Here is a 22270-nt window from a genome sequence, read left to right as displayed (position 1 = left end):
CCTCGGTTACTCGCTCTACGACACGGTCGTCGTCTTCGACAGCCTCAAGGAGCAGACGAAGGACATCACCAAGCAGACCCGCTTCACCTACAGCGACATCGCCAACCAGTCGATCAACGGCACCCTGGTCCGCTCCATCAACACCACGGTCGTCGCCCTGCTGCCGGTCGCGGGTCTGCTGTTCATCGGCGGTGGCTTCCTCGGCGCCGGCACGCTGAACGACATCTCGCTGTCGCTGTTCGTCGGCCTGGCGGCCGGTGCCTACTCGTCGATCTTCATCGCCACGCCGCTCGTCGCCGACCTCAAGGAGCGCGAACCGGCGATGAAGGCCCTCACCAAGCGGGTCCTGGCCAAGCGCGCCCAGGCCGCCGCCGAGGAGAACCTCGCGGCCGACCGTGCCGACGACGACTCCGCCGACACCGCCCCCGCCGTCGTGGGCCCCCGCAACCGGGGCCGCGGCCGACCCTCCGGGAAGCGCCGATGACCGACATTCAGGAGCTGCTGCTCAGCCGCATCCGTGACGTCGCCGACTACCCCGAGCCGGGCGTGATGTTCAAGGACATCACCCCGCTGCTCGCGGACCCGGCCGCGTTCACGGCGCTCACCGACGCGCTGGCCGAGATCGCGACGAACACCGGCGCGACCAAGATCGTCGGACTGGAGGCCCGGGGCTTCATCCTCGGCGCCCCGGTCGCCGTCCGCGCGGGCCTCGGCTTCATCCCGGTCCGCAAGGCGGGCAAGCTGCCCGGAGCGACGCTGCGCCAGGCGTACGACCTGGAGTACGGCTCCGCCGAGATCGAGGTCCACGCGGAGGACCTGACCTCCGGTGACCGGGTGCTGATCGTGGACGACGTCCTGGCCACGGGTGGTACGGCCGAGGCGGCCATCCATCTCATCCAGCGCGCCGGCGCGGAGGTCTCGGGCCTGGCGGTGCTGATGGAGCTGGGTTTCCTGGGCGGCCGGACCCGCCTGGAGCCGGCGCTCGGCTCGGCGCCGTTGGAGGCGCTGCTCCAGGTCTGACGCGCTCGACGCACACAGCGGCCTCGGCTCCGCCGTAGGCCGCTGTGTGTTTCCCACCCGCACCCCCGTGCGCCATGCGCTGTCCGCTGCGCGTGGCCCCCGCGCGTGGCCCCCGTGTGTGGCACTCGCCGTCGGCGGCCACGCACCCGTCGTCGGCCACCGGCTGGGCCCCGCGGCCCGTAGCCGGCCCCCCGGCCGGCCCCCGCCTCGGGCCGGCCCCCATCGCGGCGCACCCCCACCACGATCGACGCCCCCGCAGACGCCCCGGCGGCCGGTGTCCCTACCACCGGGCCCTCGCCCCCTCCCGCAGGCGCCGACGCCGCAGGCGCCCAACCGCCGGCAGCACCGTCATCGCCTGGAGCGGCCGACGGATGCGCCACCAGCGCATGGGGCGCAAGGGCCACCCGCGCCCGGCGACGAGAGCGGCACGGGTGGTGCGGGGTGGGAGACAGAACGGGCCCAAGACGCAGTCGAGGCGACTCGCAGGACACCCGTCGCACGCCCGTCGACCACCCCGATTCCACCACCCGGAATCCGGCGGAAGCCTCCCGTGTTCCACAGGTACACGGTTCTCACGGCCGCCTGGAGGCGATGACCAGCCGCAGGATCGCTACCATGGGGTCTCCGGAGCCTGACCGGGGGACCCGGATCGCGCACGAGGAGCCCTCTTGCCAGACGAGGCCCAGCACCTGACCGCCGCAAAGCCCGAGTCCGCCTCGGCCGCCGCGGCGAAGCCCGCGCCCCACGCGTCCAACGCGAAGAACGACACCCGCGGGCCGATCGAGCACGCCCAGTCCGCGCCCGTCGAAAAGGCTGCCGAGGCCTCGCGTCCCAAGCCGGTCCCACCCGAGCGCCCGGTGCAGCCGCCGGTGGTGCGCCAGCCCGCCACCCAGCCCACCCGTACCGGCTCCTCCAACCGCGTCCGAGCCCGCCTGGCCCGCCTCGGCGTACAGCGCGCGAACCCCTACAACCCCGTTCTCGAGCCGCTGCTGCGGATAGTGCGCAGCAACGATCCGAAGATCGAGAACTCGACCCTGCGGCAGATCGAGCGCGCCTACCAGGTCGCCGAACGCTGGCACCGCGGGCAGAAGCGCAAGAGCGGCGACCCGTACATCACGCACCCGCTCGCCGTCACCACCATCCTCGCCGAGCTCGGCATGGACCCGGCCACCCTCATGGCCGGGCTGCTGCACGACACCGTCGAGGACACCGAGTACGGCCTCGACCAGCTGCGCCGCGACTTCGGCGACACCGTCGCCCTGCTCGTCGACGGCGTGACCAAGCTGGACAAGGTCAAGTTCGGCGAGGCCGCGCAGGCCGAGACCGTGCGCAAGATGGTCGTAGCGATGGCCAAGGACCCGCGCGTCCTGGTCATCAAGCTCGCCGACCGCCTGCACAACATGCGCACCATGCGGTACCTCAAGCGCGAGAAGCAGGAGAAGAAGGCGCGCGAGACCCTGGAGATCTACGCGCCGCTCGCCCACCGGCTCGGCATGAACACCATCAAGTGGGAGCTGGAGGACCTCGCGTTCGCGATCCTCTACCCCAAGATGTACGACGAGATCGTGCGGCTCGTCGCCGAGAGGGCGCCCAAGCGGGACGAGTACCTCGCCATAGTGACCGACGAGGTCCAGGCCGATCTGCGGGCCGCCCGCATCAAGGCGACCGTCACCGGCCGCCCGAAGCACTACTACAGCGTCTACCAGAAGATGATCGTGCGGGGTCGCGACTTCGCGGAGATCTACGACCTGGTGGGTATCCGTGTCCTGGTCGACACCGTCCGGGACTGCTACGCCGCCCTCGGCACCGTGCACGCGCGATGGAACCCGGTCCCCGGCCGGTTCAAGGACTACATCGCGATGCCCAAGTTCAACATGTACCAGTCGCTGCACACGACGGTCATCGGACCCAACGGCAAGCCGGTCGAGCTGCAGATCCGCACCTTCGACATGCACCGCCGCGCCGAGTACGGCATCGCCGCCCACTGGAAGTACAAGCAGGAGGCCGTCGCCGGCGCCTCCAAGGTCCGTACGGACGCGCCGAAGACGTCCGCGAAGGACAAGGACGCCATCAACGACATGGCGTGGCTGCGGCAGCTGCTGGACTGGCAGAAGGAGACCGAGGACCCGGGCGAGTTCCTGGAGTCCCTGCGCTTCGACCTGTCCCGCAACGAGGTCTTCGTCTTCACGCCGAAGGGCGATGTCATCGCGCTCCCGGCCGGTGCCACCCCGGTGGACTTCGCGTACGCCGTCCACACGGAGGTCGGCCACCGCACGATAGGAGCACGGGTCAACGGCAGGCTCGTACCGCTCGAATCCACCCTGGACAACGGCGACCTGGTGGAGGTCTTCACCTCCAAGGCGCCCGGCGCCGCGCCGTCCCGCGACTGGCTCGGCTTCGTCAAGTCACCGCGGGCGCGCAACAAGATCCGCGCCTGGTTCTCCAAGGAGCGCCGGGACGAGGCGATAGAGCAGGGCAAGGACGCGATCGTCCGGGCGATGCGCAAGCAGAACCTGCCGATCCAGCGCATCCTGACCGGCGACTCCCTCGTCACGCTCGCGCACGAGATGCGCTACTCCGACATCTCCGCGCTGTACGCGGCGATCGGCGAGGGCCATGTCTCCGCACAGAACATCGTGCAGAAGCTGGTCCAGGCCCTCGGCGGCGAGGAGGCCGCCACCGAGGAGATCGACGAGTCGGTACCGCCGACGCGCGGCCGGGGCCGCAAGCGCCGCTCCAGCGCCGACCCGGGTGTCGTGGTCAAGGGCGTGGACGACGTGTGGGTCAAGCTGGCCCGCTGCTGTACGCCCGTACCCGGTGACCCGATCATCGGCTTCGTCACACGCGGCAGCGGCGTATCGGTTCACCGCAGCGACTGCCTGAACGTCGACTCGCTGTCCCGTGAGCCGGAGCGCATCCTCGACGTCGAGTGGGCGCCCACCCAGTCCTCGGTCTTCCTGGTCGCCATCCAGGTCGAGGCGCTGGACCGCTCGCGTCTGCTGTCGGACGTCACCCGCGTCCTGTCCGACCAGCACGTCAACATCCTCTCGGCGGCCGTCCAGACCTCCCGGGACCGGGTGGCCACCTCCCGGTTCACCTTCGAGATGGGCGACCCGAAGCACCTCGGCCACGTCCTGAAGGCCGTACGGGGTGTGGAGGGTGTGTACGACGTGTACCGCGTGACGTCGGGACGCACCCGGTCGTAAGGCGCGCAGGCGAAAGGGCCCGTACGTGCGCACGTACGGGCCCTTTCGCCTGCGGTGAGGGGGGAATTCAGCCGCCGAACTCCTGCAGGCCCTTCAGAGCCTGGTCCAGGAGCGCCTGGCGGCCCTCCAGCTCACGCTCCAGCTTGTCGGCCCTGGCGTTGTTGCCCTGCCCGCGAGCCTGCTCGATCTGCGCCTTCAGCTTGTCCACGGCGGCCTGCAGCTGACCGGTCAGCCCCTCGGCACGCGCGCGTGCCTCCGGGTTCGTCCGGCGCCACTCGGCCTCCTCGGCCTCCTGGATCGCCCGCTCGACCGCGTGCATCCGGCCCTCGACCTTCGGCCGCGCGTCCCGCGGGACATGCCCGATGGCCTCCCAGCGCTCGTTGATCGAACGGAAGGCTGCCCGCGCGGACTTCAGATCGCCGATCGGGAGCAGCTTCTCGGCCTCCTCGGCCAGCTCCTCCTTCAGCTTCAGGTTCTCCGACTGCTCCGCGTCCCGCTCGGCGAACACCGAGCTGCGGGCGGCGAAGAACACGTCCTGAGCGCCGCGGAAGCGGTTCCACAGATCGTCCTCGTGCTCGCGCTGGGCGCGGCCCGCGGCCTTCCACTGCCCCATCAGCTCGCGGTACTGCGCCGCCGTCGGACCCCAGTCCGTCGAACCCGACAGCGCCTCAGCCTCGGCGACCAGCCGCTCCTTGATGCGGCGCGCCTCCTCACGCTGCGCGTCCAGCTGCGCGAAGTGCGCCTTGCGCCGCTTGGAGAACGCCGACCGGGCGTGCGAGAAGCGGTGCCACAGCTCGTCGTCGGACTTGCGGTCCAGCCGCGGCAGCCCCTTCCAGGTGTCCACCAGCGCGCGCAGCCGCTCGCCGGCGGCCCGCCACTGGTCGGACTGGGCCAGCTGCTCGGCCTCGGTGACCAGGTCCTCCTTGGCCTTGCGGGCCTCGTCGGACTGCCGGGCCCGCTGTGCCTTGCGTTCCTCGCGGCGCGCCTCGACCGTCTCCACGAGCTTGTCCAGCCGCTTGCGCAAGGCGTCCAGGTCGCCGACCGCGTGGTGCGCGTCCACCTGCTCGCGCAGGTGGCCGATGGCGGTCTGGGCGTCCTTCGCCGACAGGTCGGTGGTCTGCACTCGCTTCTCGAGGAGGCCGATCTCGACAACCAGGCCCTCGTACTTGCGCTCGAAGTAGGCAAGCGCCTCCTCAGGGGAGCCGGCCGCCCACGATCCGACGACCTGCTCGCCGTCGGCCGTACGCACGTACACGGTCCCCGTCTCGTCGACGCGGCCCCACGGGTCGCTGCTCACAGCGCCTCCTCCACATGATGCCTGCGGGGGGCCTCAGCACCCCCGGGCATCGTCCACAGTTTCGTCACGGCCAACATAGGCGACCAGCGGGTTGCGTGTCCGCATCCAGCGCGACCGAAATTCCGCAGTTGGCCGTCTCGGCCAGCAGGGCAGGGTCAGGACTTCGTCACCGTCGCCTTGTTGATCACCACGGTCGCGTTCGGAGCGGTGTTCTGCGTCGGGTCGGCGGGCTGGGCGCCGGCGGCGGCGATCTTCTGCAGCACCTTCATGCCGGCGTCCGAGACCGTTCCGAACGGGGTGTACTGGGGCGGCAGCGGGCTGTCCTTGTAGACCAGGAAGAACTGGCTGCCGCCGGTGTGCTTCTGACCGGTGTTGGCCATCGCCACCGTGCCCGCCGGGTACGTGTTGGCCTTCAGGCTCTTGTCCTTCAGGTTCTCGTCCGGGAGCGTGTAGCCCGGCCCGCCCATGCCGGTGCCCTGCGGGTCGCCGCACTGGAGCACGTAGATATCGCTCGTGGTCAGACGGTGGCACTTGGTGTGGTCGAAGTAGCCCTTGCCCGCCAGGAAGTCGAACGAGTTCACGGTGTGGGGCGCTGCCGCCGTCTTCAGCGCGACGTCGATGTCACCGCACGTCGTCGCGAGCTTCATCGTGTACTTCGCCGACGTGTCGATCGTCATCGCCGGCTCCTTCTTCCAGCTCAGCTTCTTCGCCGAGCCGGCCGCAGGCTTCGCGCACGGGTCCGGGGCCTTGCTGGTCGGCGGCGCGCTGGGCGTGGTGTCGGCGCCTGCCTTGGCCTTGTCGTCGCCGCCCTTCAGCACATCGGTCGTGTACAGCGCGACAGTCCCGATCACGATCACGCCCAGCACCGACGCGATCGCGGAGTTGCGCACACGGGCCCTGCGCCGCGCGCTGGTGCGCCGCTGCTGCTGCCGCAAGAACTTCTCCCGGGCGAGCTGACGCCGCCGCTGCTCCTGGCTGACCACCGGGTTCTCTCCTCATACGTGTCGTGTCGACCGGTACGCGTGCGTCCTCGTGAGCCGACCACTGTGTGTAGCCCCGTACCGTATATGGGTTCGCTGAGGAAACGGCAGCGCCGGTAGGCTCTGGACCACAGCTTGTGGTCACCCGTATCGACACAACGAAGGACGATCGTGCTCATTGCCGGGTTCCCCGCCGGGGCCTGGGGGACGAACTGTTATCTCGTCGCCCCCGCCGCCGGTGAGGAGTGCGTGATCATCGACCCCGGCCACCAGGCCGCCGAAGGCGTCGAGGAAGCACTGAAGAAGCATCGGCTCAAGCCCGTCGCCGTCGTCCTCACCCACGGCCACATCGACCACGTGGCCTCGGTCGTCCCGGTGTGCGGCGCACACGACGTACCGGCCTGGATCCACCCCGAGGACCGGTACATGATGAGCGACCCCGAGAAGTCGCTCGGCCGGTCCATCGGCATGCCGCTGATGGGCGAGCTGACCGTGGGGGAGCCGGACGACGTCCGGGAGCTGACCAACGGCACCACCCTCGAACTGGCGGGCCTCGAGTTCTCCGTCGCGCACGCGCCGGGCCATACCAAGGGGTCGGTGACCTTCCGGATGCCCGAGACCGCCGACATCCCGCCGGTGTTCTTCTCCGGGGATCTGCTGTTCGCCGGCTCCATCGGACGCACCGACCTGCCGGGCGGATCCATGGCGGACATGCTCGAGTCGCTGGCCCGCGTGTGCCTGCCGCTCGACGACTCCACCGTGGTGCTGTCCGGCCACGGCCCCCAGACGACCATCGGCCAGGAGCGCGCCACCAATCCCTATCTGCGGCAGGTGGCCGCCGGCCAGGCAGCCTCACCGGCTCCCCGACGAGGAATGTGACAAGAGATTTCCGTGAGCACTTTCAAGGCCCCCAAGGGCACGTACGACCTGCTGCCGCCGGACAGCGCCAAGTTCCTGGCCGTCCGTGAGGCGATCGCCGCGCCGCTCAGGAACTCCGGCTACGGCTATATCGAGACGCCCGGTTTCGAGAACGTGGAGCTGTTCGCGCGCGGCGTCGGTGAGTCCACCGACATCGTGACGAAGGAGATGTACGTCTTCGAGACGAAGGGCGGCGACAGGCTGGCCCTGCGTCCGGAGACCACCGCGCCCGTGCTGCGCGCGGTGCTGGAGGCCAACCTGCACAAGACGGGCAACCTCCCGGTGAAGGTCTGGTACTCGGGCTCGCAGTACCGCTACGAGCGCCCGCAGAAGGGCCGGTACAGGCACTTCTCCCAGGTCGGCGCCGAGGCCATCGGCGCGGAGGACCCGGCCCTCGACGCCGAGCTGATCATCCTGGCCGACCAGGCGTACCGCTCGCTCGGCCTGCGGAACTTCCGCATCCTGCTCAACAGCCTGGGCGACAAGGAGTGCCGGCCGGTGTACCGGGCCGCGCTGCAGGACTTCCTTCGCGGTCTGGACCTGGACGAGGACACGCGCGGCCGCGTCGACATCAATCCGCTCCGGGTCCTCGACGACAAGCGCGAGTCGGTCCAGAAGCAGCTCACCGGCGTGCCGCTGCTGCGCGACTACCTGTGCGACGCGTGCAAGGCGTACCACGAGGAGGTCCGCGAGCTGATCACCGCGGCGGGTGTGTCCTTCGAGGACGACCCGAAGCTGGTGCGCGGCCTGGACTACTACACCCGCACCACCTTCGAGTTCGTGCACGACGGTCTGGGCTCCCAGTCGGCGGTGGGCGGCGGTGGCCGCTACGACGGCCTGTCCGAGATGATCGGCGGCCCGGCGCTGCCGTCCGTCGGCTGGGCCCTGGGCGTCGACCGCACGGTACTGGCCCTGGAGGCCGAGGGTGTCGAGCTGGAGCTCCCCTCGACCACCAGCGTCTTCGCGGTCCCGCTCGGCGAGGAGGCCCGCCGCATCCTGTTCGCGAAGATCACCGAGCTGCGCAAGCTCGGCATCGCGGCGGACTTCGCGTACGGCGGCAAGGGCCTGAAGGGTGCCATGAAGAACGCCAACCGCTCGGGCGCCCGGTACGCGATCGTCGCGGGCGAACGCGACCTCGCCGAGGGCGTCGTGCAGCTCAAGGACATGGAGTCCGGCGAGCAGACGGCGATCGGCGTGAACGAGATCGTGGCGGAGCTGGAGTCCCGGCTCGGCTAGTCGGGCAACGCGAGGGCGCCGGGGACGACCCCGGCGCCCTCGCGCTGTTCCAGCGGGCCGTACCGCATGGCGTGGGTCACGGCCGCTGTGCGATCGTCGACTCCCAACTCGGCGGAGGCCCGCAGCAGATGGGTCTTCACGGTCGGCTCCCGGATGTGCAGGCGCCGGCCTGTCTCCGCGTTCGTGCAGCCCTCCGCCGCAGCCGCAGTACCGCCGTCTCCCACTCCGACAGCCGGGGGCGTTCCGGCCTGGTCCGCAGCTGGTCCACCAGGAACCGGCGCCTCCGCCTGCGGCCCGCTGGCCGCGTCGCCGACCACGTCAAGATCCGGTTCGGCGCTCAGCATGGCGCGCAGTCCCTCCCCCGTCAGCAGGATCGCGGTCTCCAGGACGCCGGTGAACAGAACCGGCCAGATCTTGCCCAGGAAGTAGGCCGCGGGCGGCGTCGGTGTGCCGTGCAGCCGCCGCAGCACCTTCTCGTCCCGCTCGACCGCGATCGAGATGCCGAGCGACCGGAAGCTCGTCGACATGATCCCGGACGCCACAGCAGTTCGGGATCGCCGATCACGCCGAGCGCCACGTCGAGGCGGCGCCGCTGGCCGCCGGAGAGGGCCTTGACCCGGCTGTTCACCTCTGTTTCCAGGCCTACCAGGCGGATGACCTCCTGTGGGTCGCGCGGACGCGGGTAGCAGTGGGCGAAGTGCCGTACCGTCTCGCCCACCGTCAACTCGGCGGGTGCCGATTCGTCCTGCCAGACGATTCCGACACGGGGCCTCCACGCGCGCGTGCCCGTCGCCGGATCCGCGCCGAGGACGGACACTCGCCCCCGTCCCGTGACCGGTTGCCCGGAAGGATCTCCACCGTCGTGCTCTTGCCCGCGCCGTTGGGTCCGAGCAGGCCGAACACGTCACCGCGCCGGATGCCGAGGTCGAGGCCGTCCACCGCGGTGACGCCCCCGTACCGCTTGCGCAGCCCCCGGACGTTCACCGCGAGTTCGTTCGCGTGTGCTGTCATGCCTCCGAGCATCGGCCGGAACCGAACGATCCGTGACCACCGTGCGTACCTCCTTATGTCCTTCCAACGGTGGACACGCGCGTGGGTGCGGCACAATGAGCTGTGCCCGAAGATGGTCCAACTCTCAAATGACGGAATCGGCGTGATGAGCAAGACGACAGTCAACGACGTCTCGACGGAGTCCGGTCCCGAGCGTGCCGCCGACGGCCCGCGCACGGTGGGCGGCAGCCGTGCCTTCGCCCTCCTCCTGGTGATCACCGGAGCGGCGGGACTGCTGGCCGCCTGGGTCATCACGCTCGACAAGCACAAGATCCTCGAAGCGAAGATCGCCGGGAAGACGTTCACCCCCGGGTGCAGCGTCAACCCGATCGTGTCCTGCGGCAGCGTCATGGAGAGCAAGCAGGCGGCCGCCTTCGGCTTCCCGAACCCCTGGCTCGGCCTGGTCTGCTACGGCATCGTCATCTGCGTCGGCATGAGTCTGCTGGGCCGCGCCCGCTTCCCCCGCTGGTACTGGCTGACCTTCAACTTCGGCACGCTCTTCGGCGTCTGTTTCGTCACCTGGCTGCAGTACCAGTCCCTGTACGAGATCAACGCGCTGTGCCTGTGGTGCTCGCTGGCCTGGGTCGCCACGATCACCATGTTCTGGTACGTGACCTCGTTCAACGTCCGCAACGGCTTCCTGCCCGGGCCGGGCTGGCTGAAGCGGTTCCTCGCCGAGTTCACCTGGGTCGTCCCGGTCACCCACTGCGGCGTCATCGCCATGCTGATCCTGACCCGCTGGGGCAGCCAGCTCTGGGCCTGAACCCCGGCCCGGCCGCGTTGTCAGTGCGGTGAATTACTGTGTGGGACGTGGAACCCGACCTGTTCACCGCCGCAGCAGAAGAACGCCAGGAGAAGGACCCGGCAGCGAGTCCCCTGGCGGTGCGCATGCGCCCGCGGACCCTCGACGAGGTCGTGGGCCAGCAGCATCTGCTCAAGCCCGGCTCCCCGCTGCGCCGGCTGGTCGGCGAGGGCTCCGGCGGACCCGCCGGACCCTCCTCGGTGATCCTCTGGGGCCCGCCCGGCACCGGCAAGACCACCCTCGCGTACGTGGTCTCCAAGGCGACGAACAAGCGGTTCGTGGAGCTGTCCGCGATCACCGCGGGCGTCAAGGAGGTCCGCGCGGTCATCGACGGCGCCCGCCGCGCCACCGGCGGCTTCGGCAAGGAGACCGTCCTCTTCCTGGACGAGATCCACCGCTTCAGCAAGGCCCAGCAGGACTCCCTGCTCCCCGCGGTCGAGAACCGCTGGGTGACCCTGATCGCCGCCACCACCGAGAACCCGTACTTCTCGGTGATCTCGCCCCTGCTGTCCCGTTCGCTCCTGCTGACCCTCGAACCCCTCACCGGGGACGACATCAGGGGCCTCCTCAAACGCGCCCTGACCGACGAGCGCGGCCTGAAGGCCGCCGTCACCCTCCCCGGGGACACCGAGGAACACCTGCTGCGCATCGCCGGCGGCGACGCCCGCCGGGCCCTGACCGCCCTGGAGGCCGCCGCCGGAGCGGCCCTGGACCAGGGCGAGAGCGTGATCAGCCTGGAGACGCTGGAACAGACGGTCGACCGGGCCGCGGTGAAGTACGACCGGGACGGCGACCAGCACTACGACGTCGCCAGCGCCCTCATCAAGTCCATCAGGGGCTCCGACGTGGACGCGGCCCTGCACTACCTGGCCCGCATGATCGAGGCCGGCGAGGACCCCCGCTTCATCGCCCGCCGCCTGATGATCTCCGCCAGCGAGGACATCGGCCTGGCCGATCCCCACGCTCTGCCCATCGCGGTCGCCGCGGCCCAGGCCGTCGCCATGATCGGCTTCCCCGAGGCCGCCCTCACCCTCAGCCACGCCACCATCGCCCTCGCGCTCGCCCCCAAGTCCAACGCGGCGACCACCGCGATCGGCGCCGCCATGGAGGACGTACGCAAGGGCCTGGCCGGCCCGGTCCCGCCGCACCTGCGTGACGGGCACTACAAGGGCGCCGCCGAACTCGGCCACGCGCAGGGGTACGTCTACCCGCACGACCTGCCCGAGGGCATCGCCCAGCAGCAGTACGCACCGGACGCCCTGAAGGACCGCGAGTACTACGCCCCGAGCCGGCACGGCGCCGAGGCGCGCTACGCGGACGCGGTCGAGTGGACCAGGAAGCACCTCGGTCGCAGACGGTCCTGAGCGCCCTGTAGAATTCCCCGAAGTGCTGAGTCCCGTGCTGTCAGAGCGGGACAGCCAGCCGGAGCCCCATCCTCCCCGGATGGACTCCAGGAGCGTCGCGCACCGTCGAACGGTGTCGCGGGCAGCCCACCACCACCCGGGTTCCGGGAGCGGTCGGTGGGCCACTCGCGTACTGCATGTATGTGCCCAGACCAGGGAAGCGGCTGCCCGGCAGGTCCCTCGGGACCCGGCGGGTTTTCCCGGCTGCGGATGCGACCTCCCTAACCCTGACGAGCCGAACACTACGAAACGAGATAGAGACAGTGGCGAACCAGTCCCGCCCCAAGGTCAAGAAGTCGCGTGCCCTCGGCATCGCGCTGACCCCGAAGGCCGTCAAGTACTTCGAGGCCCGCCCCTACCCGCCGGGTGAGCACGGCCGTGGCCGCAAGCAGAACTCGGACTACAAGGTCCGTCTGCTGGAGAAGCAGCGTCTGCGCGCGCAGTACGACATCTCCGAGCGCCAGCTGGTCCGCGCCTACGAGCGCGCGTCCAAGGTCCAGGGCAAGACCGGTGAGGCCCTGATCGTGGAGCTCGAGCGCCGTCTCGACGCCCTGGTCCTGCGTTCGGGCATCGCCCGCACCATCTACCAGGCCCGTCAGATGGTCGTCCACGGCCACATCCAGGTCAACGGCCAGAAGGTCGACAAGCCGTCCTTCCGCGTCCGCCCGGACGACGTCGTGCAGGTCCGCGACCGCTCCAAGGACAAGACGCTCTTCCAGATCGCCCGCGAGGGTGGCTTCGCCCCCGAGGGTGAGACCCCGCGCTACCTGCAGGTGAACCTCAAGGCCCTGGCATTCCGCCTGGACCGCGAGCCGAACCGCAAGGAAGTTCCGGTCATCTGCGACGAGCAGCTCGTCGTCGAGTACTACGCCCGCTGATCCCAGCCCCGGCGTAGGCACTCCGCCCGCCGTCTCCCCGTCCGGCCCTGCCGGACGGGCGAGGCGGCGGGTTTGCGTTTCCGGCGTCCCACGCCGTGGGCCCGGCGGTTGTCCCGGGCAGCTCGGGCCGGCGGGGCCGACCGCCGTGGCAGACACCTCTGCGGCCCGTTCAGCCCTCAACGGCCGCGCCGCGTCTCTCGTGGCCCGCCTCCGGGGCGGCTTCCCCGCCCGGTGGCACCGTCTGGCGCGGACCCGGAGGTCTGATCAGCGGTTTCTCCGCCCTCGCCGGGGCCCGTGCCCCGGCCGCTCGCGCCGCCGTCCTGCGGCACCGGCCCCCGTGGACCGGGCACCGCGCCCAGCGGCCGTAGCCCGCCCTGCCCCAGCGCACGGGTCACGGCCGCCGCACGGTCCAGCCGGGCTCCCTCCCGTACGCACTCCTCGTACCTCGCGTCCCCCAGCGCCTGCCGCGCCATCGCCTCGCAGCGCTCGTGCGGGGCGTTGTAGTACGCCGAGCCGAACAGCGGCAGCCCCACCGACGGCCAGATCCGGCCCGCAGCCCCCTGGAGCAGCGCCGCCTCGGCCGGCTCGCCCCGGGCCGCCGTCACCAGCGCCAGCAACTCCATGGACAGCACCGAGCCGAGCAGATCGTGGAAGGCGTGGGCGTTGCGCAGGCAGTCCGCGAGCAGTTCCCGCGCCCTGTCCTGGGCGCCGTCCTGCCAGGCCGCGTACGCCAGCACGTACAGCGCGTACGAACGCGCCCAGCGCTCCCCATGGTCCTCGCACACCCGGCGCACGTCCTCGCACAGCCGCACCGCGTCCGGCAGGTCCCCCTGGAAGGCCCGCGTCATCGCCAGCTCCACCTGGCCCATCAGCACGTTGCTGTTGAGTTCGCCGATCTCCTGGTAGCGGTGCAACGCCGACCGCAGCAGCGTTTCCGCACGGGCCATGTCATCGGTGACCAGGGCCAGACAGCCGGTGCGGTGCTCCGCGTACGCCACCGCCGCCGGATCCGCCGCCCGCTCCGCCTGCTCCCGGCACTCCTGCAGCGCCGCCAGGGCCGGCACGGTGTCGCCCTGGAGGATCGCCACATAGCCGAGCACCCACAGCGCCTTCAGCCGCGACCGCTCGTACCCCGACTCCAGCTCCACGCAGCGCGTCAGCCAGCGGCGGCCCTCCGCGAGCCGCCCGCAGCCGACCCAGCAGAACCACAGGGACCCGGCCAGGTACTGGCCGAGATGGACTTCCTCCGGCTCCGTCAGACAGCACTCGATGGCCGCCCGCAGATTGGGCAGCTCCGCCTCGACCCGCGCGGCGACCTCGCCCTGCCGGGGCGAGAACCAGTCCAGCTCGCACGAGGTCGCCAGGCCCAGGTACCAGTCCCGGTGCCGCCTGCGCAGCCGCCCCGCGTCCCCGATCCCCTCCAGCCAGTCGGCGCCGTAGGCCCGCACGGTGTCGAGCATCCGGTAGCGGGAGCCGGCCGGTGTCTCCTCGCGGGTGACGACCGACTGGGCCAGCAGCTGCGAGAGCACGTCCAGGACGTCCTCGGCGGGCAGCCCGTCCCCGCTGCACACGTACTCGGCCGCCTCCAGGTCGAAGGTCTGCGCGAACACCGACAGCCGCGCCCACAGCAGCCGCTCGGCGGGCGTGCACAGCTCGTGGCTCCAGCCGATCGCCGTACGCAGCGTCTGGTGGCGGGCCGGAGGTCCCCCCGGAACGGAAGGCGACCCGGACCCCGACGTCAGCAACCGGAACCGGTCGTCCAGCCGCTGCAGCAGCTCCGCCGGGGACAGCGCCCCCAGCCGCCCGGCGGCCAGCTCCAGCGCCAGCGGAATCCCGTCCAGACGCCGGCACAGCTCCCGCACCTCGGCGCCGTCGGACACCTCGAGGCCCTGCTCCCGGGCCCGGTCGGTGAACAACTCCACCGCCTCGTCCTCACCGAACGGCGCCAGCGGGAGCAGCCGCTCGCCCGCCAGCCCCAGCGGGCGCCGGCCCACGGCGAGCACGCGCAGCCGCGGCAGCCTCCGCAGCAGGTCGGCCGTCAGCTCGGCACAGGCCTCCACCAGATGCTCGAACCCGTCCAGCACCAGCAGGGCCGGGCGGCCGGCGAGATGTTCCAGCAGCGTCTGCCGGGGCGGCCTGGCGGTGTGGTCGGTCAGGCCCAGCGCCTCCGCGACCGCGTACTCCACGAACTGCGGATCGCGCACCGGCGCCAGCTCCACCCGCCCGGACCCCGACTCCCACCCGGCGGCGACCCGCGCGGCCAGCCGGGACTTGCCGACGCCACCGACCCCGGTGACGGTCACCAGCCGGGCCTGGCCGAGGGCGCTGGTCAGCCCGGCGAGTTCGGCCGAGCGCCCGACGAACGTCGTCAGTTCCAGGGGTGGTTCACCGTCGGAGAAGGGCTCTGGGCGCTGAGGACCTCGCATGGGACACGGAGCGTACTGAAGTGTGTTCACTGCGTACAGTCGCTTCCCGCAACTCCGCCCCGGCCGCCCCGGGTAATCCGGTACGGAGCCCCGGCCCCGGCGCGATAGGCTCGGACTCGACTTTTCGATGGTGAGGCACGTTTCAGGGAGCGGGTGCGCACAGTGTCCGGTGGAGAGGTGGCCGGGATCCTGGTGGCCGTCTTCTGGGCGATCCTGGTCTCCTTCCTCGCGGTGGCTCTCGCGAGGCTGGCCCAGACGCTCAAGGCGACGACCAAGCTCGTGGCGGACGTGACCGACCAGGCCGTCCCGCTGCTCGCCGACGCCTCCCAGGCGGTGCGCTCCGCACAGACCCAGATCGACCGCGTCGACGCGATCGCCTCCGACGTCCAGGAGGTCACGTCGAACGCCTCCGCGCTGTCGACCACCGTCGCCTCCACCTTCGGCGGCCCGTTGGTCAAGATCGCGGCCTTCGGCTACGGCGTCCGCCGGGCGCTGGGCGGCCGCAAGGAGGACGTGCCCGCGAAGGCGCCCCGGCGTACCGTGATCGTGGGCCGCACGGTTCCCGCCGCACGACGCAAGCGGAAGTAAGGACTGAGACCGAGCGATGTTCCGTCGTACGTTCTGGTTCACCACCGGTGTCGCCGCCGGTGTGTGGGCCACCACCAAGGTCAACCGCAAGCTGAAGCAGCTGACCCCGGAGAGCCTCGCCGCCACCGCGGCGAACAAGGCGCTGGAGACCGGTCAGCGGCTCAAGGACCGCGCGGTGGGCTTCGCGCTCGACGTCCGCGACAACATGGCCCAGCGGGAGGCCGAGCTGGAGGAGGCCCTCGGGATCCACGAGGACCCCGAACTCCCCGCAGCCCGGCGGCACGCCGCCATCGAGGCCGACCGCAGCAACAACCGCAGCACACCGAAGTACATCGAAGCCCCGATGTACTCGTACAACCGGAATGAGGACCACTGATGGAGTCGGCCGAGATTCGCCGCCGCTGGCTGAGCTTCTTCGAGGAGCGCGGGCACACCGTCGTCCCTTCGGCGTCGCTCATCGCGGACGACCCGACTCTGCTCCTCGTCCCCGCCGGCATGGTGCCCTTCAAGCCCTACTTCCTGGGTGAGGTCAAGCCGCCGTTCCCGCGCGCCACCAGCGTGCAGAAGTGCGTGCGCACGCCGGACATCGAAGAGGTCGGCAAGACCACACGTCACGGCACGTTCTTCCAGATGTGCGGCAACTTCTCCTTCGGCGACTACTTCAAGGAAGGTGCCATCAAGTACGCCTGGGAGCTGCTCACCACGCCCCAGGACAAGGGTGGTTACGGCCTTGAGCCGGAGCGTCTGTGGATCACGGTCTACAAGGACGACGACGAGGCCGAGCGCATCTGGCACGAGGTCGTCGGCGTGCCGAAGGAGCGCATCCAGCGCCTCGGTATGAAGGACAACTACTGGTCCATGGGCGTCCCCGGACCCTGCGGCCCCTGCTCCGAGATCAACTACGACCGCGGCCCCGAGTTCGGCGTCGAGGGCGGCCCCGCCGTCAACGACGAGCGCTACGTGGAGATCTGGAACCTCGTCTTCATGCAGTACGAGCGTGGCGAGGGCATCGGCAAGGACAACTTCGAGATCCTCGGGGACCTGCCGAGCAAGAACATCGACACGGGCCTCGGCCTGGAGCGGCTCGCCATGATTCTGCAGGGCGTGCAGAACATGTACGAGATCGACACCTCGATGGCCGTCATCGAGAAGGCCACCGAGCTGACCGGCGTCCGCTACGGCGACGCCCACGCCTCCGACGTGTCCCTGCGCGTGGTCACCGACCACATGCGTACGGCCACCATGCTCATCGGCGACGGCGTCACCCCCGGCAACGAGGGCCGTGGCTACGTCCTGCGCCGGATCATGCGCCGCGCCATCCGCAACATGCGCCTGCTCGGCGCCACCGGTCCGGTCGTCAAGGACCTGATCGAGGTCGTCATCGGCATGATGGGCCAGCAGTACCCCGAGCTGATCACCGACCGCGAGCGCATCGAGAAGGTCGCCCTCGCCGAGGAGAACGCCTTCCTCAAGACGCTGAAGGCCGGCACCAACATCCTCGACACCGCCGTCACCGAGACCAAGCAGTCCGGCTCCACCGTCCTGCCCGGCGACAAGGCGTTCCTGCTCCACGACACCTGGGGCTTCCCGATCGACCTCACCCTGGAGATGGCCGCCGAGCAGGGCCTCTCCGTGGACGAGGACGGCTTCCGCCGCCTGATGAAGGAGCAGCGGGAGCGCGCCAAGGCCGACGCCCAGGCCAAGAAGACCGGCCACGCCGACATGGGCGCCTACCGGGAGATCGCCGACAGCGCCGGTGCCACCGACTTCATCGGCTACAGCGACACCGAGGGCGAGACCACGATCGTCGGCATCCTGGTCGACGGTGTCTCCTCCCCGGCCGCCACCGAGGGCGACGAGGTCGAGATCGTCCTCGACCGCACCCCGTTCTACGCCGAGGGCGGCGGCCAGATCGGCGACACCGGCAAGATCAAGGTCGACACCGGCGCCGTCATCGAGATCCGCGACTGCCAGAAGCCGGTCCCGGGCGTGTACGTCCACAAGGGCGTCGTCCAGGTCGGCGAGGTGACCGTCGGCGCCAAGGCCCACGCCTCCATCGACTCCCGCCGCCGCAAGGCCATCGCCCGCGCCCACTCGGCCACCCACCTGACCCACCAGGCCCTGCGCGACGCCCTCGGCCCGACGGCCGCCCAGGCCGGTTCCGAGAACCAGCCCGGCCGCTTCCGCTTCGACTTCGGCTCCCCGTCCGCCGTCCCGACGGCCGTGATGACCGACGTCGAGCAGAAGATCAACGAGGTGCTCGCCCGCGACCTGGACGTGCACGCCGAGGTCATGGGCATCGACGAGGCCAAGAAGCAGGGCGCCATCGCCGAGTTCGGCGAGAAGTACGGCGAGCGGGTCCGCGTGGTCACCATCGGCGACTTCTCCAAGGAGCTGTGCGGCGGCACGCACGTCCACAACACCGCCCAGCTGGGCCTGGTGAAGCTGCTCGGCGAGTCCTCCATCGGCTCCGGTGTCCGCCGCATCGAGGCCCTGGTCGGCGTGGACGCCTACACCTTCCTCGCCCGCGAGCACACGGTTGTCAACCAGCTCACCGAGCTGCTCAAGGGCCGCCCGGAGGAGCTGCCGGAGAAGGTCTCCTCGATGCTCGGCAAGCTGAAGGACGCCGAGAAGGAGATCGAGAAGTTCCGCGCCGAGAAGGTCCTGCAGGCCGCCGCCGGTCTCGCCGAGTCCGCCAAGGACGTACGCGGCGTGGCCGTGGTGACCGGCCAGGTCCCGGACGGCACCACCCCCGACGACCTGCGCAAGCTGGTCCTCGACGTGCGTGGCCGCATCCAGGGCGGCCGGGCCGCCGTGGTCGCCCTCTTCACGGTCAACAACGGCAAGCCGCTCACGGTCATCGCCACCAACGACGCCGCCCGCGAGCGCGGCCTCAAGGCCGGTGACCTGGTCCGTACCGCCGCCAAGACCCTCGGTGGCGGCGGTGGCGGCAAGCCGGACGTCGCCCAGGGCGGCGGCCAGAACCCGGCCGCCGTCGGCGAGGCCGTCGAAGCCGTCGAGCGTCTCGTCGCCGAGACCGCCAAGTGACGGCTGAGTAAGGAAGCGGTCGGACATGCGCAGAGGACGTCGACTTGCGATCGACGTCGGGGACGCCCGTATCGGGGTCGCCTCGTGCGACCCCGATGGGATCCTCGCCACACCGGTGGAGACCGTCCCCGGCCGGGACGTCCCCGCCGCCCACCGCCGTTTGCGGCAACTGGTGGAGGAGTACGAACCGATCGAGGTCGTCGTAGGCCTCCCTCGCTCCCTCAAGGGGGGCGAGGGCCCGGCCGCCGTCAAGGTCCGCGCCTTCGCCCAGGAGCTGGCCAAGGGCATCAAGCCGGTGCCGGTACGCCTGGTGGACGAGCGGATGACGACCGTGACGGCCAGTCAGGGACTGCGTGCCTCGGGGGTGAAGTCCAAGAAGGGCCGGTCTGTCATCGATCAGGCCGCAGCCGTCATCATCCTGCAGCAGGCCCTCGAATCCGAACGGGTGTCAGGTAAAGCACCCGGCGAGGGCGTCGAAGTGGTCATCTGATCGCGATACGGTAACGTTCCGCGCGATGCGCCGGTGTTCGAACAACCGACGCACAGCAGAAGAGGCGGAACGGAAGCGAGGCCCACCGGCCACGTGACCGGTCGGCCTCGCGGCTCTAGGGGATCGATGACTGAGTATGGCCGGAGCCCAGGCTCCCAACCGTGGCATCCGCAGGACCCGTTGTTCGGGGACGGCGGATGGGAAGGGCAGCAGGCCCACGCGGGTCAGCAGCCTGCCTACGGCGGCCAGCCGCAGCACCACCCGCAGCAGCCGCAGTACGGCGACTGGAACCAGGAGCAGCAGTCCGGTCACGGCAACGAGCAGTACCAGTTCTACGGCGAACAGGGCCAGCAGCAGTTCACCGGCCACGCCCAGCAGCAGCAGTACCAGCACCACGGCGGCTGGGACGCGACCGGCACCCACGGCCAGGCGCCGTACGCCGCCGACCCCGGCGACCCCTACGGCCAGCAGCCCGTCGCCTACGGCGGGGAGCAGCCCGACTTCTACGGCACCGAGCACGCCTACCCGCCACCGCAGCCGCCCGGTCACCGGCGCCCCGAGGCCGAACCGGAACCGGAGACCGCGCCCGCCGAGGAGGAGCACCCCTTCTTCGCCGGAGGCGGCGGTGAGGACGACGACGGTGAGGAGCATGAGCTCCAGAGCCGCCGTGAGCGGCGCGGCAAAGGCAAGAAACCCGCCAAGAAGGGTCAGAAGCGCCGCACCGGCTGCGCCTGTCTGGTGGTCGGCCTGGTGTTCGGCGGAGGCCTCGGCGGCGTCGGATACTTCGGCTACAAGTTCTACCAAAATCGTTTCGCCCCGGCCGCGGACTACGCGGGCTCCGGAAACGGTGAGCAGGTCACGGTCGAGATCCCCAAGGGCGCCGGTGGATGGGACATCGGCCAGAAGCTGAAGGAGGAGGGCGTCGTCGAGAGCGCGGCCGCGTTCGTGTCCGCACTGCAGGCGAACCCTCAGGGCAAGACACTCCAGGACGGTGTCTACACACTGGAGAAACGGATGTCCGCCGCGAGCGCGGTGGAACTGATGCTCAGCCCGAAGAGCCGCAGCAACCTGATCATCGCCGAGGGCCTTCGCAACACGGCGGTCTACAGCCTGATCGACAAGCGCGTCGGGGTGGCGGCGGGTACCACGGCGAGCGTCGCGAAGAAGGACTACAAGAGCCTCGGGTTGCCCGCCTGGGCGCTGGACCACGCGAACCTGAAGGACCCGCTGGAAGGCTTCCTCTACCCTTCCAGTTACGCGGTCACCAAGGGCCAGAAGCCCGAGGCCGTGCTCAAGGAGATGGTCTCCCAGGCCACCGCCGAGTACAAAGAGCTGGACCTGGAGAACAAGGCCAAGGTGCTCGGCCTCGACAGCCCCTGGCAGCTGCTCACCGTGGCGAGCCTGGTGCAGGCCGAGGGCACGAGCCACGACGATTTCCGCAAGATGGCGGAGGTCGTCTACAACCGCCTCGAACCCGACAACCCGCAGACCTACGGGCGGCTGGAGTTCGACTCCACGTACAACTACGTGAAGAACCAGAGCAAGATCGACCTGAGCATCGCCGAGCTGCGCAAGTACAACAACCCGTACAACACCTACTTCTCCAAGGGGCTGCCGCCCGGCCCCATCGGAAATCCCGGCGAGGAAGCGCTCAAGGGCGCGCTCGACCCGACGCACGACGGCTGGTACTACTTCATCTCGATGGACGGAAAGACCAGCAAGTTCACCAAGACGCTGGAGGAGCACGAGAAGCTCGTCAACGAGTGGAATGCGTCGAGGAAAAAGAGCTGATGTCGGGTCGGTAGTCTTCGCCTGACGACAGAAGCTCAAGGACGGGTTCCATGGCATCGAAGGTAGTTGGCGCCCGCCGGGCCGCCGTGCTCGGTAAGCCCATCGGCCACTCTCTCTCGCCGGTGCTGCACCGGGCCGCGTACGACGAGCTGGGGCTCACCGAGTGGTCGTACGACCGCTTCGAGCTGGACGAGGCCGCTCTGCCCGGCTTCTTCGAGAAGCTCGGGCCGGAGTGGGCGGGGCTGTCGCTGACCATGCCGCTGAAGCGTGCGGTCATCCCGCTGCTGGACGAGATCAGCGAGACGGCCGCCTCCGTCGACGCGGTCAACACGGTCGTCTTCACCGAGGACGGCCGCCGGCTCGGCGACAACACCGACATCCCCGGCATGGTCGCCGCCCTGCGCGAGCACGGCATCGAGCAGGTCGACTCCGCCGCGATCCTCGGCGCCGGCGCCACCGCCTCCTCCGCGCTCGCCGCCCTGGCCCGGATCTGCACCGGCGAGGTCGTCGCCTACGTCCGCAGCGAGGCCCGCGCCGCCGAGATGCGCCAGTGGGGCGAACGGCTCGACGTCGTGGTGCGTACGGCGGACTGGACGGACGCCGCGCAGGCGCTGCATGCCCCGCTGGTCATCGCCACCACCCCCGCCGGCACCACCGACGCCCTCGCCGCCGCCGTACCCGAGCGTCCCGCCACCCTCTTCGACGTGCTCTACGACCCCTGGCCCACCGAGCTGGCGGCCCGCTGGTCCATGTTCGGCGGTGCCGTGGTCAGCGGGCTCGACCTGCTGATCCACCAGGCCGTCCTCCAGGTCGAGCAGATGACCGGCCGCTCCCCGGTGCCCCTGGAGGCCATGCGCCACGCCGGTGAGCAGGCGCTCGCCGCGCACTGAACGCCCCTCGGACGTCCGTTTACTGGACCGGCGGCCGGACAACGGCCAGGTCGTGGGAGGATCGGAGGTGGCGGGCCGGGGTCGCGCACCCGGTCGCGCCGTCGCCGTACGCGAGGATGTGCGTACGCAGGGCAGTACCGGGCGCGAACACTGAGGAGCACCGTTGAGCAGGCTGCGTTGGCTGACCGCGGGGGAGTCCCATGGTCCGGCACTTGTCGCGACGCTGGAGGGTCTTCCCGCCGGCGTG

The 22270-nt window shown here is 70.3% G+C and carries 16 protein-coding genes and 3 pseudogenes; 14 read left to right on the top strand and 5 right to left on the bottom strand.

What is annotated here, in order from left to right:
- The 3 genes and pseudogenes from ABZ624_RS38735 to relA form a co-directional block, all read left to right on the top strand.
- Positions 1 to 484, top strand: a pseudogene (locus ABZ624_RS38735) (protein translocase subunit SecF); the annotation flags it as partial.
- Positions 481 to 1020 (top strand): adenine phosphoribosyltransferase, encoded by a 540-nt coding sequence (locus tag ABZ624_RS38730; protein WP_360099598.1) that lies wholly within the window; start codon positions 481 to 483, stop codon positions 1018 to 1020. The pseudogene ABZ624_RS38735 and the gene ABZ624_RS38730, both read left to right, overlap by 4 nt.
- Before the next feature lie 668 nt (positions 1021 to 1688).
- Entirely contained in the window at positions 1689 to 4226 is a 2538-nt protein-coding gene (relA, locus tag ABZ624_RS38725; RefSeq protein ID WP_360099596.1) for a GTP pyrophosphokinase, read from the top strand.
- Between the two features lie 67 nt (positions 4227 to 4293).
- Here relA and ABZ624_RS38720 read toward each other — a convergent pair whose 3' ends face one another.
- The gene (locus ABZ624_RS38720; protein WP_360099594.1) at positions 4294 to 5523 is read right to left on the bottom strand and encodes a DUF349 domain-containing protein; all 1230 of its coding nucleotides are present in this window, start codon (positions 5521 to 5523) and stop codon (positions 4294 to 4296) included.
- A 155-nt stretch (positions 5524 to 5678) separates the two neighbouring features.
- Positions 5679 to 6506, bottom strand: a complete 828-nt coding sequence (locus ABZ624_RS38715) for a peptidylprolyl isomerase (RefSeq protein ID WP_360099592.1) — start codon at positions 6504 to 6506, stop codon at positions 5679 to 5681.
- 168 nt (positions 6507 to 6674) lie between these two features.
- Here ABZ624_RS38715 and ABZ624_RS38710 point away from each other — a divergent pair, with 168 nt between their 5' ends.
- Positions 6675 to 7382, top strand: coding sequence for an MBL fold metallo-hydrolase (locus ABZ624_RS38710; protein ID WP_360099590.1), 708 nt, complete (start codon positions 6675 to 6677; stop codon positions 7380 to 7382).
- A gap of 12 nt (positions 7383 to 7394) precedes the next feature.
- On the top strand, positions 7395 to 8657 hold the full coding sequence (hisS, locus tag ABZ624_RS38705; protein WP_360099588.1) for a histidine--tRNA ligase: 1263 nt from the start codon (positions 7395 to 7397) through the stop codon (positions 8655 to 8657).
- 365 nt (positions 8658 to 9022) lie between these two features.
- Here hisS and ABZ624_RS38700 read toward each other — a convergent pair.
- A pseudogene (locus tag ABZ624_RS38700) lies at positions 9023 to 9199 on the bottom strand (ABC transporter permease); the annotation flags it as partial.
- A pseudogene (locus ABZ624_RS38695) lies at positions 9199 to 9668 on the bottom strand (ABC transporter ATP-binding protein); the annotation flags it as partial. The pseudogenes ABZ624_RS38700 and ABZ624_RS38695, both read right to left, overlap by 1 nt.
- A 145-nt stretch (positions 9669 to 9813) precedes the next feature.
- Between ABZ624_RS38695 and ABZ624_RS38690 the strand changes: the two are divergent.
- The 3 genes from ABZ624_RS38690 to rpsD all read left to right on the top strand — a co-directional run bounded on the left by ABZ624_RS38690 (position 9814) and on the right by rpsD (position 12790).
- The gene (locus ABZ624_RS38690; RefSeq protein ID WP_360099586.1) at positions 9814 to 10470 is read left to right on the top strand and encodes a vitamin K epoxide reductase family protein; all 657 of its coding nucleotides are present in this window, start codon (positions 9814 to 9816) and stop codon (positions 10468 to 10470) included.
- Positions 10471 to 10517: 47 nt separating this feature from the next.
- Complete coding sequence (locus ABZ624_RS38685) at positions 10518 to 11873, top strand: replication-associated recombination protein A (protein WP_360099584.1); 1356 nt, start codon at positions 10518 to 10520, stop codon at positions 11871 to 11873.
- 302 nt (positions 11874 to 12175) lie between these two features.
- Entirely contained in the window at positions 12176 to 12790 is a 615-nt protein-coding gene (gene rpsD, locus ABZ624_RS38680; RefSeq protein ID WP_228618885.1) for a 30S ribosomal protein S4, read from the top strand.
- Between the two features lie 176 nt (positions 12791 to 12966).
- Here the strand turns inward: rpsD and ABZ624_RS38675 are convergent, their stop codons facing one another.
- Positions 12967 to 15216, bottom strand: coding sequence for an AAA family ATPase (locus ABZ624_RS38675; protein WP_360099582.1), 2250 nt, complete (start codon positions 15214 to 15216; stop codon positions 12967 to 12969).
- Between the two features lie 153 nt (positions 15217 to 15369).
- Here ABZ624_RS38675 and ABZ624_RS38670 point away from each other — a divergent pair, with 153 nt between their 5' ends.
- The 6 genes from ABZ624_RS38670 to ABZ624_RS38645 all read left to right on the top strand — a co-directional run bounded on the left by ABZ624_RS38670 (position 15370) and on the right by ABZ624_RS38645 (position 22023).
- Complete coding sequence (locus tag ABZ624_RS38670) at positions 15370 to 15804, top strand: DUF948 domain-containing protein (protein WP_360099580.1); 435 nt, start codon at positions 15370 to 15372, stop codon at positions 15802 to 15804.
- A 16-nt stretch (positions 15805 to 15820) separates the two neighbouring features.
- Positions 15821 to 16180, top strand: a complete 360-nt coding sequence (locus ABZ624_RS38665; RefSeq protein ID WP_360099578.1) for a hypothetical protein — start codon at positions 15821 to 15823, stop codon at positions 16178 to 16180.
- On the top strand, positions 16180 to 18852 hold the full coding sequence (alaS, locus tag ABZ624_RS38660; RefSeq protein WP_360099576.1) for an alanine--tRNA ligase: 2673 nt from the start codon (positions 16180 to 16182) through the stop codon (positions 18850 to 18852). Before ABZ624_RS38665 ends, alaS begins: the two co-directional genes overlap by 1 nt.
- 25 nt (positions 18853 to 18877) lie before the next feature.
- Positions 18878 to 19342 (top strand): Holliday junction resolvase RuvX, encoded by a 465-nt coding sequence (ruvX, locus tag ABZ624_RS38655; protein WP_053661845.1) that lies wholly within the window; start codon positions 18878 to 18880, stop codon positions 19340 to 19342.
- A 126-nt stretch (positions 19343 to 19468) separates the two neighbouring features.
- Positions 19469 to 21133, top strand: coding sequence for an endolytic transglycosylase MltG (gene mltG, locus ABZ624_RS38650; RefSeq protein ID WP_360099574.1), 1665 nt, complete (start codon positions 19469 to 19471; stop codon positions 21131 to 21133).
- A 50-nt stretch (positions 21134 to 21183) separates the two neighbouring features.
- Positions 21184 to 22023 carry a shikimate dehydrogenase gene (locus ABZ624_RS38645; RefSeq protein ID WP_360099572.1) on the top strand — a complete coding sequence of 280 codons (840 nt, stop codon included), beginning with the start codon at positions 21184 to 21186 and terminating at the stop codon, positions 22021 to 22023.
- Positions 22024 to 22270 lie beyond the last annotated feature (247 nt).

The sequence above is a fragment of the Streptomyces sp. NPDC007205 genome (genome assembly GCF_040634095.1).
Taxonomy (GTDB): domain Bacteria; phylum Actinomycetota; class Actinomycetes; order Streptomycetales; family Streptomycetaceae; genus Streptomyces.
Note: the sequence above shows the minus strand (reverse complement) of the source record. Positions and strands in the feature narration are given on the sequence as shown.

Bases quoted from the DNA above. Each gene is read 5' to 3' on its own strand.
- ABZ624_RS38730 (WP_360099598.1), top strand. From the start codon at position 481: ATGACCGACATTCAGGAGCTGCTGCTCAGCCGCATCCGTGACGTCGCC.
- ABZ624_RS38690 (WP_360099586.1), top strand. From the start codon at position 9,814: ATGAGCAAGACGACAGTCAACGACGTCTCGACGGAGTCCGGTCCCGAG.
- ABZ624_RS38675 (WP_360099582.1), bottom strand. From the start codon at position 15,216: ATGCGAGGTCCTCAGCGCCCAGAGCCCTTCTCCGACGGTGAACCACCC.
- ABZ624_RS38665 (WP_360099578.1), top strand. From the start codon at position 15,821: ATGTTCCGTCGTACGTTCTGGTTCACCACCGGTGTCGCCGCCGGTGTG.
- alaS (WP_360099576.1), top strand. From the start codon at position 16,180: ATGGAGTCGGCCGAGATTCGCCGCCGCTGGCTGAGCTTCTTCGAGGAG.
- ruvX (WP_053661845.1), top strand. From the start codon at position 18,878: ATGCGCAGAGGACGTCGACTTGCGATCGACGTCGGGGACGCCCGTATC.
- mltG (WP_360099574.1), top strand. From the start codon at position 19,469: ATGACTGAGTATGGCCGGAGCCCAGGCTCCCAACCGTGGCATCCGCAG.
- ABZ624_RS38645 (WP_360099572.1), top strand. From the start codon at position 21,184: ATGGCATCGAAGGTAGTTGGCGCCCGCCGGGCCGCCGTGCTCGGTAAG.